This window comes from Motiliproteus sp., from assembly GCF_965230735.1.
Taxonomy (GTDB): Bacteria; Pseudomonadota; Gammaproteobacteria; order Pseudomonadales; family Balneatricaceae; genus Motiliproteus.
Window position 1 is genome coordinate 1,346,026 of record NZ_OZ246016.1, and the last position, 13,430, is coordinate 1,359,455.

At 54.4% G+C, this 13,430-nt stretch carries 7 protein-coding genes and 2 rRNA genes; 6 read left to right on the plus strand and 3 right to left on the minus strand.

All coding sequences use genetic code 11. From position 1 onward, the window contains the following. Positions 1-142 precede the first annotated feature (142 nt). Both argC and erpA read left to right on the plus strand, forming a co-directional pair. On the plus strand, positions 143-1,180 hold the full coding sequence (gene argC / locus ACO05M_RS06295) for an N-acetyl-gamma-glutamyl-phosphate reductase (RefSeq protein ID WP_421869010.1): 1,038 nt from the start codon (positions 143-145) through the stop codon (positions 1,178-1,180). 90 nt (positions 1,181-1,270) lie between these two features. Continuing rightward, on the plus strand, positions 1,271-1,633 hold the full coding sequence (erpA, locus tag ACO05M_RS06300; RefSeq protein WP_421869013.1) for an iron-sulfur cluster insertion protein ErpA: 363 nt from the start codon (positions 1,271-1,273) through the stop codon (positions 1,631-1,633). Positions 1,634-1,714: 81 nt separating this feature from the next. Here erpA and ACO05M_RS06305 read toward each other — a convergent pair whose 3' ends face one another. The 3 genes from ACO05M_RS06305 to ACO05M_RS06315 all read right to left on the minus strand — a co-directional run bounded on the left by ACO05M_RS06305 (position 1,715) and on the right by ACO05M_RS06315 (position 5,326). Then, complete coding sequence (locus ACO05M_RS06305; protein ID WP_421869016.1) at positions 1,715-2,620, minus strand: DNA ligase; 906 nt, start codon at positions 2,618-2,620, stop codon at positions 1,715-1,717. Positions 2,621-2,738: 118 nt separating this feature from the next. Continuing rightward, the gene (locus ACO05M_RS06310) at positions 2,739-3,884 is read right to left on the minus strand and encodes an anhydro-N-acetylmuramic acid kinase (RefSeq protein ID WP_421869019.1); all 1,146 of its coding nucleotides are present in this window, start codon (positions 3,882-3,884) and stop codon (positions 2,739-2,741) included. Positions 3,885-3,886: 2 nt separating this feature from the next. Beyond that, positions 3,887-5,326 carry an OapA family protein gene (locus ACO05M_RS06315; RefSeq protein ID WP_421869022.1) on the minus strand — a complete coding sequence of 480 codons (1,440 nt, stop codon included), beginning with the start codon at positions 5,324-5,326 and terminating at the stop codon, positions 3,887-3,889. 243 nt (positions 5,327-5,569) lie between these two features. On the opposite strand from ACO05M_RS06315, the gene tyrS reads away from it, so the two are divergent. The 4 genes from tyrS to ACO05M_RS06335 all read left to right on the plus strand — a co-directional run bounded on the left by tyrS (position 5,570) and on the right by ACO05M_RS06335 (position 13,427). Continuing rightward, the gene (gene tyrS, locus ACO05M_RS06320; protein WP_421869025.1) at positions 5,570-6,871 is read left to right on the plus strand and encodes a tyrosine--tRNA ligase; all 1,302 of its coding nucleotides are present in this window, start codon (positions 5,570-5,572) and stop codon (positions 6,869-6,871) included. A gap of 108 nt (positions 6,872-6,979) precedes the next feature. Then, a protein-coding gene (locus ACO05M_RS06325) for an IS3 family transposase (protein WP_421862467.1) occupies positions 6,980-8,193 on the plus strand; the annotation gives its coding sequence in 2 pieces (ribosomal slippage) (positions 6,980-7,322 and positions 7,322-8,193; 1,215 coding nt in all). A 535-nt stretch (positions 8,194-8,728) separates the two neighbouring features. Next, positions 8,729-10,268, plus strand: a 16S ribosomal RNA gene (locus tag ACO05M_RS06330). Between the two features lie 267 nt (positions 10,269-10,535). After that, positions 10,536-13,427 (plus strand): 23S ribosomal RNA (locus ACO05M_RS06335). Together the 16S and 23S rRNA genes form the textbook arrangement of a ribosomal RNA operon. Positions 13,428-13,430 lie beyond the last annotated feature (3 nt).

Here is a 13,430-nt window from a genome sequence, read left to right on the forward strand (position 1 = left end):
GAGATCTCTTACGGCCTGGATCGTGCGAGGTTGGAATCGTCGCTTTTGATTTTTAAGCAGGCATCTTATTATACGGCCTCTTTATCGTACAGCCGCGGACGTGGGGCTGTACCGCTTGAAACGAACAGATAGGATCAAAACGATGGCAGCGATTAAGGTGGGGATTGTCGGCGGAACCGGTTATACCGGAGTAGAACTCTTGCGCCTGCTGGTCCGCCACCCGCAGGTTGAGCTGAGTGTGATCACCTCCCGTTCCGAGGCGGGCAAGGGGGTCTCAGAGCTGTATCCGAATCTTCGCGGCCATGTTGATCTGGCATTTGCCGAGCCGGATCTGGAGTCGTTGTCACAGTGTGACCTGGTGTTTTTTGCCACCCCGAACGGGATCGCCATGCAGCAGGCGGAAGCCCTGCTGGAGCGGGGGGTGCGGGTGATCGACCTGGCCGCTGACTTCCGGATCAAAGATCTGGATGTGTGGTCCAAATGGTATGGCATGGAGCACGCGTGTCCGGCCCTGGTGGAAGAGGCAGTCTATGGCCTGCCTGAGGTCTACCGGGAGCAGATTCGCGGTGCGCGACTGGTCGCCAACCCGGGCTGTTACCCGACCGCTACCCAGTTGGGCTTCTTGCCGTTGCTGGAACAGGGGCTGATCAATCGCCGCCGTCTGGTGGCCGACTGTAAGTCAGGGGTCAGCGGTGCCGGTCGTGGTGCCAGCGTACCGATGCTGATGTGCGAAGCCAGCGAGAGCTTCAAGGCCTACGGCGTTGCTGGTCACCGTCACCTGCCGGAGATCAAGCAGGGTTTGGCCGAGGCGGCGGGCTTCCCGGTCGGGCTGACCTTCGTGCCGCACCTGACGCCGATGATCCGAGGTATTCATGCCACCTTGTACGGGGTGTTGAAAGATCCGAGCGACAACCTGCAGCAGATTTACGAGGAGCGCTATGCCGATGAGCCCTTCGTCGATGTGATGCCGGCAGGCAGCCTGCCCGAGACCCGCAGCGTTAAGGGCGCCAACCATTGCCGTATCGCGGTTTACCGGCCTCAGGATGACGATACCGTGGTGGTCTTGTCGGTGATCGATAACCTGGTCAAGGGCGCTGCCGGACAGGCGGTTCAGAATATGAATATCATGTTCGGACTGGAAGAGACGGCAGGACTGGAACTGGTGGGACTGTTGCCCTGATCTCGTTCTAGTTCATGGGTTAATTCTTGACTGTTTTAATCGGTTAATAGCATAATTGCGCACAGATATGACGTACCGTCCGGAGGAATTATGAGTGCGGTTGAATCCTGGGATGCTGAAGCGGAAACAGCGCTGGTGTTTACCGACGCCGCAGCGGCCAAGGTCAAAAGCCTGATCGAAGAGGAAGAGAACGACAACCTGAAGCTGCGGGTGTTTGTCACCGGCGGTGGTTGTTCCGGATTCTCTTACGGTTTCACCTTCGATGAAGAGATGGCGGAAGATGATACTTCGGTGGAGAATGACGGCGTGATGTTGCTGGTCGATCCGATGAGTTTCCAGTACCTGGCCGGTGCCGAGGTTGATTACAAAGAGGGTCTGCAGGGCTCTCAGTTCGTGATCAAGAACCCGAATGCCACCACCACCTGCGGTTGCGGATCTTCGTTCTCGGTCTGATTGCCAATCCATTACGTGTTATCCAAAACCCCGAGCGGATGCCGCTCGGGGTTTTTTGTTTTGGGTGATTTCCCGTCTGGTCTAGAGCGGCTCAAAGGGGCGCAGAAAGCTGGCGTGGCGGGGCTTACCCTGCGTTGTCAGACTGCGGTAGCGGTAGCTGATCCGGCTGCCGACGGCAGGCGGAATTCGGCGCTGTTGATCGGTAAAGCCGGTACCGATTTTGAAGCGAACCCCCTGGTCGTTCTGTACCAGCAGAGATCCCAACATACCGCTGTACTTCCCCTTGCCCGGCAGGTGGGCGAGCACCATGGCTTCGGCGTCAAAGTATGGCTTTAATTTCAGCAGTGCATTGCTGCGGCCGGCTTGGTAGAGCGCATCGGACTGATTCAGCATCAGCCCCTCGGCACCTGCCGCCAGACGCTGTTGCAGCAGTTGCTGTAACGCCGATTGACTCGTTACGCGCCAGTATTCGGGCACTCGCAAGTGGGCGATCTGCTGTCGTTCGGTTAGCGCTTGCAGTTGTAGACGCCGCTGCCAGTAGGGTTGTGGGCTGGTCGGCAGGTCAAACAGCAGATAGCGAATCCGGCGCCATTCATGCTCCAGCGGTTGAAAACGTCGTGCAGCGGCCGAAACGGCTTCGAATTGGCCGGGGCCGATCCAGAGCTCACCATCCAGCGGGGTAGACGGGAAGTCCTTGGTAAACCACGCGGGTGCACGGATCGGATAGCCCTGGCGGGATAACAACTGTTTGCCATCCCAATAGGCGCGAACGCCATCGAATTTTTCACTGATCCAGAAGGCATCGGGGGCGGTCTCGGGGTGATAGAGGGAGGCGAGCATCAACGCAGGTCGTTGCCTTTTCTCGATAGTCGATAAATTATCGCTCGGGAGTTGCTCGGCTTGATCAATGGGGCCGATATCGCCCGCCTGGGCCTGCAACGGCGTACAGAGCACAACCGCTAACAGCGGCTTGGGAAATTTGTTCATCGCATCGTCCTTGATGTGAATAAAAGCTGATTGCTGTGTGTCTAGGGGAACCTGCGCACAGGTGCTTGTCCCAGATACGCTGCTTAGGATAGTCGATCGGAGTTGAAATGGGGCTGGCTTAGGCCGGATAAATACCGCCCAGGATTCGCTCGCCGCTGGCACCTGTTACCGCTGGAAGGTTACCAGGTAGTTGGGCCAGGCAGCGCTGTGCCAGCCAGGCGAAGGCACAGGCCTCGACCCAGTCCGGGTCCAGCCCCAAGGTTTCGGTACTGGCAAGTGTCATGGTGGGCAGCAGGTTTTGCAGACGTTCCATCAACAGCTGGTTATGGGCGCCGCCGCCGCAGACAAACAGCTGGCTGGGGCCGGACTGGTGCTGCTGCAGTGCATCGGCGATGGTGCGTGCGGTGAATTCCAGCAGAGTTGCCTGAACATCTTCAGGGGGCAGCGGCTGGGGTTGCTGTCGGAGCTGCTGGTCGAGCCAGTCGATATTGAACTGTTCCCGGCCGGTACTCTTGGGTGTCGGCTGGTGGAAATAATCCAGCGACAGCAGCTGCTGCAACAGCTCTTGATCGCAACGACCGGAACCGGCCCAGTCTCCGTTCAGATCAAAGGGTTGTTGCTGGTGGCGTTGAATCCAGCTGTCCAACAGCACATTGCCGGGCCCAGTGTCGTAACCGATAACCGAACTGGATGCATCGGCTGGTAGCAGCGTGACATTGGCCATGCCGCCGATGTTGATAACGGCACGTTCCTGTTCGGGGTGATGGAACAGTTCGGCGTGGAAGGCGGGCACCAGCGGAGCGCCCTGACCTCCGGCTGCCAGATCGCGACGGCGGAAATCGGCCACCACGCAGATACCGGTCAGTTCAGCCAGGGTATTGGGATCGCCAACCTGCAGGGTAAACGGGATCGACTGTTCGGGGCGGTGGCGCAACGTCTGGCCGTGGCTGCCGATGGCGCGGATCTGTTCCGGTTTGATACCTGATTGCTGCAGAAGTTGGTTGACGATTTCGGCTTGCAGGCAGCTGAAAGCCACATCCACCTGGCCCAGCAACTCTATCTCGTTGTTGCCGGGCTGTGTCAGCTGCAGGATCTGTTGGCGTAGCTCGGTGGGCAGCGGCCGGGAGGTGCTGGCGATCAGCGCCAATCGGGTGCTTTGTTCTGCAGCACTGGTTTCAGAATCCAGACGGACAATCACCGCATCGATGCCATCCAGACTGGTGCCCGACATCAGGCCGATAAAGTAGCCCGAGCAGTCGCTCATGTTTAATTCTGCGCCAGCTGGGTCTGACGATAACCTTCCAGCATGGCCAGTTGCTCGGCAGCCTGCTGCTTGAATCGGCTCATCTCTTTCTTCGGTAGCGGTGCTGCCTGGGGGAGTTTGACCGTCAGCGGGTTGCGGTGCACGCCGTTGAGTCGGAACTCGTAGTGGAGGTGGGGGCCAGTGGCATAGCCGGTGCTGCCGACATAGCCGATGGTGTTGCCCTGTTTGACCCGCTTGCCTCGCTTCATGCCCGGTTTGATGCGGCTCATATGGGCGTAGAGGGTGGTGTACTTCTGCCCGTGCTGAACGATGACGACCTTGCCGTAGCCGCCCTTGCGTCCGGCAAAGATGACCTTGCCATCGCCGGCGCTCTTGATTGGGGTGCCGGTCGGTGCGGCATAGTCAACGCCACGGTGGGGGCGTTTGGTTTTAAAGATCGGGTGCTTGCGGTTGGGGTTGAACTTGGAGCTGATCCGGGTGAAGTCAACCGGGGTGCGCAGGAAGGCTTTGCGCATGCTCTTGCCTTCGGGGGTGAAGTAATTGCTGTCGCCGTTGCTGTCGGTATAACGAATCGCCTGGAACGTATTGCCCTGGTTGACGAAAGTGGCGGCAACGATGTTGCCTTCGCCGATCTTCTTGCCGTCGAGCCAGCGCTCCTCGTAGACCACTTCAAACTGATCGCCTTTGCGGATATCGAGGACAAAATCCACATCCCAGCCAAAGATGCCGGCAAGCTCCATAATCTTGGTCTGACTGAGGCCCGCCTCGCTAGCGCTGAGGAACAGAGAGTCCTCAATGGTGCCCTGGCGATAGCTGTGAGTGATCTCCGGCGTGAACTCAATCGCTTCGATCTTGTAGCTGTCATCGCCGCGACTGACCAGGGTCTGGGTCAACGGTGAGGTGATATGGCGAAGTTTGAGCAGTTCGCCCTGATCGATCAGAAACTCCAGTGTCTGACCGGGTTTCAGTCGCGCCAGTGCCTTGCTGGGTTTGATGCCGTTGAGCATTGGATAGAGCTGGTTGGCGCCCAGGCCTGCTTTTTTAAACAAAGTCGTCAGGTTATCGCCGGAACGGATCTGGATGCTGAGCCAGTCTTCGGCTGGGTGCTCTGGTTCGGCAACTTTTGCAGCAGGTGCTACTTCAGCGGGTGCCGCTACAACTTTCGGTTGCTCTACCGGTGTGAGCATAGCCAGCGTAGTTTTGGCTGGGCTGGTGGTTGTCGCAGCTGGTGTGGCGCTGATCGGCTTGGGGATTGGCGCCAGTTGCTGCGGGGCTGCTGTATCGCTCTGCGGTGCCTTGAGGGTGATGCTCTGCTGTTTGTTAGCAGCCACGTCGCTGGAAGGCAGCAGCATCGCGCCAGCGAAGAAAAGCACGCAGGCTGAAATGGCAATCAGGTGAGTGCGGGTCGGCAGAAGACGTAGTAATTGAAGATGTTGTCGCATTGGCTCGTTTGGATTGGCTCAGCTAAAGATGGTGACTGGGTGGCGATTGTTCGCCCGAGTATAAAAAAATCGTCGTGAGCGATCCATGATCTAGGTACGTTATCGGCGGAATAGTTCAATAAATAAGCAGTTTTCTGATCTGAATAGTCGGGAGACTGCCGAATTGTGCCAATAGAAGCCAGTCGGTAGAATACGGCGACTTTTTTGCGACCGCGGTGGCGGTTCTGTTTTCGGGTGAGAGAAATGACGTTTGAGAATGCACTATTAAAGGATCTGGAGTCACGCGGGCTGATCGCACAGGTCACCGGTAATGACGAGCTGGATAAGCACCTTAGTGAAGGCTCTCAAACATTGTATTGTGGCTTTGATCCCACCGCCGATAGTTTGCACATTGGGTCGTTGGTGCCGCTGCTGGCGCTGAAACGATTCCAGATGGCCGGACATAAGCCGTTGGCGTTGGTTGGCGGTGCGACAGGTCTGATCGGTGATCCTTCCTTCAAGGCGGAAGAGCGTAAGCTCAATACGCCGGATGTAGTGAATACCTGGGTTGAGCGGATCAAGTCGCAGGTCAGCCGGTTTGTCGATTTCGAGGTCGGTGATAATGCCGCCGAAGTGGTGAACAATCTGGACTGGACTCAGAACGTCGATGTGCTGACTTTCCTGCGGGATGTGGGCAAGCACTTCGCGGTCAACTCGATGATCCACAAAGAGTCGGTCAAACAGCGTCTCGACCGTGAAGGCGCCGGTATCTCCTTTACCGAATTTACCTACATGATTCTGCAATCCTATGACTTCCAGCAGCTGAACCTGAGTCATGGTTGCTCGCTGCAGATCGGTGGTAGTGATCAGTGGGGCAACATTGTCGGTGGTACCGAACTGACTCGACGGATGAATCGTAACCAGGTGTTCGGTCTGACTCTGCCGCTGATTACCAAGTCCGATGGCACCAAGTTTGGTAAGACCGAAGCGGGCACCGTGTGGTTGGATCCGCGCAAAACCTCGCCTTACGCGTTCTACCAGTTCTGGATTGGTACTGCGGATGCCGATGTGTACAAGTTCCTGCGCTACTTTACCTTCCTGCCGATCGAACAGATTGAGCAGATCGAAGCGGAAGATCAGCAGGCCCAAGGGCGTCCACAGGCCCAAGGAGTTCTGGCCCGTGAAGTTACAAAATTGGTTCATGGTGAAGAGGGGCTGCAAGCGGCCGAGAGGATTACCCAGGCACTGTTCAGTGGTGATACCTCTGCATTGAGCGAAGATGATTATCAGCAGTTAAGCCTGGACGGTCTGCCCTCCAGTGCGTTGCCGCTGGATCAGCTGGCTGAGCAGCCGTTGACTACGCTGTTCACTGAATCGGGTATGGTAAAAGCGGGTCGAGAAGCCAAGGATGCATTGCAGCGCAAAGCGGTGCTGGTCAATGGTGAAGCGATCGGTGCGGATCAGAACATGGCGGCGGCTGAGGTCTTCGCTGAAGAAAAAGCGCTGTTCGGGAAGTACTACCTGGTCAAGCTGGGTAAGAAGAAACACCACCTGTTCACCCGCTAAGCAGACAGTTTGAGATAATGAAAAAGGCGCCGTCAGGCGCCTTTTTTGTCTCTGCTGTCCCGTCCTGAATAACGTTGACACTTTTCGATCATTAACTCGGGAAGTGACATGAAAACAAAGACTAAACGTACTCAGAAAGATTATTCCCTCGCCTTTAAATTGTCGGTTGTCGACCAAGTAGAAGCCGGTGAACTGTCCTATAAGCAGGCACAGCAGCGTTACGGCATCCAAGGTCGCTCAACCGTATTAGTTTGGCTACGTAAGCATGGCAGGCTAGATTGGTCTCAAGGATCAGATCACCAGGCCAAACTAATGTCAGACAAGCCTTCAGAACTTACCCCAGAGCAGCGGATCAAGGAGCTTGAGCAACAGTTGGCAGATGCCCAGCAAAAAGCGGAGTTCTTCGAAGCGGTGGTTGATGTGCTCAAACGGGATCACGGGGTCCGTGTCGTAAAAAAGCCTCGCGGCAAGTCATCGAAGAACGGCAGGTCACAGGGCTGACGGTTACTCGAGCTTGCCAAATCCTCGGTATCAGCCGACAGGCCTACTATCAGCAACGCCAGCGAGCGAAACAGCAAGCAAAGATGCGTTGTTCCATACTGAGCTTTGTTCAACGTGAGCGTATGCAGCAACCTCGGCTGGGAGCGCGTAAGCTACTGTCCCTGCTCAATGCCGAAACGGAATGTAAAATCGGCCGGGACAAACTATTTGAACTGCTCAGGGATCGCCGCTTATTGGTCCAGCGACGCCGGGCATATCACAAGACTACGCAGAGTCATCATCGTTTCTGGTGCCATCCTAACTTGCTAAAGCCCGGTGCAGAGCAAGAGCAAGCCACACGGCCAGAACAGATCTGGGTCGCGGATATCACCTATCTTCCAGTCAGGGACGGAGAGGCCTATCTGAGCCTGGTTACCGATGCGTATTCACGCAAAGTCGTCGGCTATCACGTACACGGTGATTTGAGGGCTGAGTCCGTATTAACGGCCTATCAGAAGGCCTTGGATGGTTACCAAGGTAGCGCCGGGCTTATCCATCACTCTGACAGGGGGATACAGTACTGTTCAAAGCGCTATCAGGCCGTACATAAGGAGCACGGTGTGCGTTGTTCGATGACGGATGGGTATGACTGCTATCAGAATGCGCTTGCGGAAAGAGTAAACGGGATTCTGAAAGGTGAGTATCTGCTGAGAAAGCCAGAGGATCTAGATCAGGCCACGATCATGGTTGATGAGTCGATCCGACTCTACAATACACGGCGGCCACATATGGCCTTAAAATACAAAACGCCCGATGAGGTGCATCGGGCGTTTTCAACCTGAAAGGATGTCAACCTATATCAGGACAAGACATGCTGTTCTGGCTTGGTTTTGGTCGCTTTTTGACCGGTTTTAATTTCGTAAAAAATATTTCACAAAAGTCGTTGACGACAGTTCTAAGGTCTGTAGAATGCGCCCCCACGTTGCCGCTGAGGTGGCAGCGGAGTCGGCCTTCCAGCTGATGTTTCGATCTCGCTGGAAGCCCTTTTTTCAAGCGGTTTTTCGAATCAATTGTTCGGAAAGCACAACGAAAAAAGATCGCAAAAAAGCGTTGACTCACGGGTTTTGAGATGTATAATTTCGACCCTCGCTTGAGCAGTCGGACGGCAAGCCAAGCAACGCTCTTTAACAAATCGACCATGCAATTCGTGTGGGCACTTGCTGGGATAGGACAGCAGATATTCTCCGGAATATCACAAAGACTTATCAAAGTAAGTGACTCGTGAATTCATACGACACTATACGTACTTACGTTTAGTTAAGTTATTCCAGTTTTACTTTGAGCAAAAATTCGTTGGCTTCGGCTGACAACTTTTTTGAACTGAAGAGTTTGATCATGGCTCAGATTGAACGCTGGCGGCAGGCTTAACACATGCAAGTCGAGCGGTAACAGGACTAGCTTGCTAGTTGCTGACGAGCGGCGAACGGGTGAGTAACGCGTAGGAATCTACCTAGTAGTGGGGGATAGCCCAGAGAAATTTGGATTAATACCGCATACGCCCTACGGGGGAAAGAAGGGGATCTTCGGACCTTTCGCTATTAGATGAGCCTGCGTGAGATTAGCTAGTTGGTGGGGTAAAGGCTCACCAAGGCGACGATCTCTAGCTGGTCTGAGAGGATGATCAGCCACACTGGGACTGAGACACGGCCCAGACTCCTACGGGAGGCAGCAGTGGGGAATATTGCACAATGGGCGCAAGCCTGATGCAGCCATGCCGCGTGTGTGAAGAAGGCCTTCGGGTTGTAAAGCACTTTCAGCGAGGAGGAAAGGATGTAGGTTAATACCCTGCATCTGTGACGTTACTCGCAGAAGAAGCACCGGCTAACTCCGTGCCAGCAGCCGCGGTAATACGGAGGGTGCGAGCGTTAATCGGAATTACTGGGCGTAAAGCGCGCGTAGGCGGCTAAGTCAGTCAGATGTGAAAGCCCCGGGCTCAACCTGGGAACTGCACCTGATACTGCTTAGCTAGAGTTTGGTAGAGGGGTGTGGAATTTCCTGTGTAGCGGTGGAATGCGTAGATATAGGAAGGAACACCAGTGGCGAAGGCGACACCCTGGACCAAAACTGACGCTGAGGTGCGAAAGCGTGGGGAGCAAACAGGATTAGATACCCTGGTAGTCCACGCCGTAAACGATGTCTACTAGCCGTTGGGGAACTTGATTTCTTAGTGGCGCAGCTAACGCGATAAGTAGACCGCCTGGGGAGTACGGCCGCAAGGTTAAAACTCAAATGAATTGACGGGGGCCCGCACAAGCGGTGGAGCATGTGGTTTAATTCGAAGCAACGCGAAGAACCTTACCCGCTCTTGACATCCAGAGAACTTTCTAGAGATAGATTGGTGCCTTCGGGAACTCTGAGACAGGTGCTGCATGGCTGTCGTCAGCTCGTGTTGTGAAATGTTGGGTTAAGTCCCGTAACGAGCGCAACCCTTGTCCTTATTTGCCAGCGATTCGGTCGGGAACTCTAAGGAGACTGCCGGTGACAAACCGGAGGAAGGTGGGGACGACGTCAAGTCATCATGGCCCTTACGAGCGGGGCTACACACGTGCTACAATGGGCAGGACAAACGGTCGCGAAGCAGCGATGTGGAGCTAATCCGAGAAACCTGTTCGTAGTCCGGATCGCAGTCTGCAACTCGACTGCGTGAAGTCGGAATCGCTAGTAATCGTGAATCAGAATGTCACGGTGAATACGTTCCCGGGCCTTGTACACACCGCCCGTCACACCATGGGAGTGGATTGCACCAGAAGTAGCTAGCTTAACCTTCGGGAGGGCGGTTACCACGGTGTGGTTCATGACTGGGGTGAAGTCGTAACAAGGTAGCCCTAGGGGAACCTGGGGCTGGATCACCTCCTTAAACGAAGCTGCCGTTCTGGTAAGTGCTCACAACGAATTGCATGGTTGGATTAGTTAAAAGCTTTCTCAAGCTTGAGTGAATAAAGGTTAGCGAGAGCTAACCTTTATTTTCTCTTTTGAGAAAATCGCTCTTTAACAAAGTGGATCTGTGATTGAAGCAATCAAATTGAATCAGTTTAATTTTATTGTGTTCGATCAAGCGTTTATATCTGGCGATTAATATCGTATTAGTTCTGACTGATAACTTGAACACTGTTTTGGGTTATATGGTCAAGTGACTAAGCGTGCACGGTGGATGCCTAGGCAGTCAGAGGCGATGAAGGACGTTGTAGCCTGCGATAAGGTTCGGGGAGTCGGCAAACAGACTTTGATCCGGACATTTCCGAATGGGGAAACCCACCCGTCATAAGGCGGGTATCTTGACCTGAATACATAGGGTCAAGAGGCGAACCCGGGGAACTGAAACATCTAAGTACCCGGAGGAAAAGAAATCAACCGAGATTCCCTCAGTAGCGGCGAGCGAACGGGGATTAGCCCTTAAGCGTTTTGAGTTTTAGCGGAACACTCTGGAAAGTGTGGCCATAGTGGGTGATAGCCCCGTACGCGAAAAGGCTCTTAATGTGAAAACGAGTAGGACGGGGCACGTGAAACCTTGTCTGAACATGGGGGGACCATCCTCCAAGGCTAAATACTCCTGACTGACCGATAGTGAACCAGTACCGTGAGGGAAAGGCGAAAAGAACCCCTGTGAGGGGAGTGAAATAGACCCTGAAACCGTGTACGTACAAGCAGTGGGAGCGGTCCTTGAGACCGTGACTGCGTACCTTTTGTATAATGGGTCAGCGACTTAATTTCAGTAGCAAGCTTAACCGTATAGGGGAGGCGTAGGGAAACCGAGTCTTAATAGGGCGTCAAGTTGCTGGGATTAGACCCGAAACCGAGCGATCTACCCATGGGCAGGTTGAAGGTTGAGTAACATCAACTGGAGGACCGAACACACGTATGTTGAAAAATGCGGTGATGACCTGTGGGTCGGAGTGAAAGGCTAATCAAGCTCGGAGATAGCTGGTTCTCCTCGAAAGCTATTTAGGTAGCGCCTCGTGTCTCACCTTGGGGGGTAGAGCACTGTTTCGGCTAGGGGGTCATCCCGACTTACCAACCCGATGCAAACTCCGAATACCCAAGAGTGCAATCACGGGAGACAGACGGCGGGTGCTAACGTCCGTCGTCAAAAGGGAAACAACCCAGACCGTCAGCTAAGGTCCCAAAGTTACAGTTAAGTGGGAAACGATGTGGGAAGGCTTAGACAGCTAGGAGGTTGGCTTAGAAGCAGCCACCCTTTAAAGAAAGCGTAATAGCTCACTAGTCGAGTCGGCCCGCGCGGAAGATTTAACGGGGCTCAAACTGTACACCGAAGCTACGGATGCCACTTTGTGGCATGGTAGAGGAGCGTTCTGTAAGCCGTTGAAGCGGAAGCTGTAAGGCACCGTGGAGGTATCAGAAGTGCGAATGCTGACATGAGTAACGATAAAGGGTGTGAAAAACACCCTCGCCGGAAGACCAAGGGTTCCTGTCCAATGCTAATCAGGGCAGGGTGAGTCGGCCCCTAAGGCGAGGCAGAAATGCGTAGTCGATGGGAAGCAGGTTAATATTCCTGCACCTCAGATAAGTGCGATGGGGGGACGGAGAAGGTTAGGCTAGCGCGGCGTTGGTTGTCCGCGTTTAAGGATGTAGGTTTGGATCTTAGGTAAATCCGGGATCCTTTAAGACTGAGATCTGATGACGAGCTCTCTTTTGAGCGAAGTAGTCGATACCATGCTTCCAGGAAAATCCTCTAAGCTTCAGCTTATTTGAGACCGTACCCCAAACCGACACAGGTGGTCAGGTAGAGAATACCAAGGCGCTTGAGAGAACTCGGGTGAAGGAACTAGGCAAAATGGTACCGTAACTTCGGGAGAAGGTACGCCGGTTTTGGTGATGGGACTTGCTCCCTAAGCTGAGGCTGGTCGAAGTGAAATGGTGGCTGCAACTGTTTATTAAAAACACAGCACTCTGCAAACACGAAAGTGGACGTATAGGGTGTGACGCCTGCCCGGTGCTTGAAGGTTAATTGATGGGGTTAGCTTAGGCGAAGCTCTTGATCGAAGCCCAAGTAAACGGCGGCCGTAACTATAACGGTCCTAAGGTAGCGAAATTCCTTGTCGGGTAAGTTCCGACCTGCACGAATGGCGTAATGATGGCCACACTGTCTCCACCCGAGACTCAGTGAAATTGAACTCGCTGTTAAGATGCAGCGTACCCGCGGCTAGACGGAAAGACCCCGTGAACCTTTACTACAGCTTCACACTGAACTCTGAACCTACTTGTGTAGGATAGCTGGGAGGCTTTGAAACGTGGACGCCAGTTTGCGTGGAGCCAATCTTGAAATACCAGCCTGGTATGTTTGGGGTTCTAACCCAGACCCGTTATCCGGGTCGGGGACAGTGTGTGGTGGGTAGTTTGACTGGGGCGGTCTCCTCCCAAAGCGTAACGGAGGAGCACGAAGGTACCCTCAGCATGGTCGGAAATCATGCAATGAGTGCAAAGGCATAAGGGTGCTTAACTGCGAGACAGACACGTCGAGCAGGTACGAAAGTAGGTCTTAGTGATCCGGTGGTTCTGTATGGAAGGGCCATCGCTCAACGGATAAAAGGTACTCCGGGGATAACAGGCTGATACCGCCCAAGAGTTCACATCGACGGCGGTGTTTGGCACCTCGATGTCGGCTCATCACATCCTGGGGCTGAAGCCGGTCCCAAGGGTATGGCTGTTCGCCATTTAAAGTGGTACGCGAGCTGGGTTTAGAACGTCGTGAGACAGTTCGGTCCCTATCTGCCGTGGGCGTTTGATACTTGAGAAGAGCTGCTCCTAGTACGAGAGGACCGGAGTGGACGAACCTCTGGTGTTCGGGTTGTGTCGCCAGACGCATTGCCCGGTAGCTACGTTCGGACGGGATAACCGCTGAAAGCATCTAAGCGGGAAGCCTCCTTCAAGATAAGGTATCACCAGGGCCTCGAGCCCTCTGAAGAGCCGTTCAAGACCAGGACGTTGATAGGCTGGGTGTGTAAGCGTTGTGAGGCGTTGAGCTAACCAGTACTAATTGCTCGTGCGGCTTGACCATATA

Bases quoted from the DNA above. Each gene is read 5' to 3' on its own strand.
- argC (WP_421869010.1), top strand. From the start codon at position 143: ATGGCAGCGATTAAGGTGGGGATTGTCGGCGGAACCGGTTATACCGGA.
- erpA (WP_421869013.1), top strand. From the start codon at position 1,271: ATGAGTGCGGTTGAATCCTGGGATGCTGAAGCGGAAACAGCGCTGGTG.
- ACO05M_RS06305 (WP_421869016.1), bottom strand. From the start codon at position 2,620: ATGAACAAATTTCCCAAGCCGCTGTTAGCGGTTGTGCTCTGTACGCCG.
- ACO05M_RS06310 (WP_421869019.1), bottom strand. From the start codon at position 3,884: ATGAGCGACTGCTCGGGCTACTTTATCGGCCTGATGTCGGGCACCAGT.
- ACO05M_RS06315 (WP_421869022.1), bottom strand. From the start codon at position 5,326: ATGCGACAACATCTTCAATTACTACGTCTTCTGCCGACCCGCACTCAC.
- tyrS (WP_421869025.1), top strand. From the start codon at position 5,570: ATGACGTTTGAGAATGCACTATTAAAGGATCTGGAGTCACGCGGGCTG.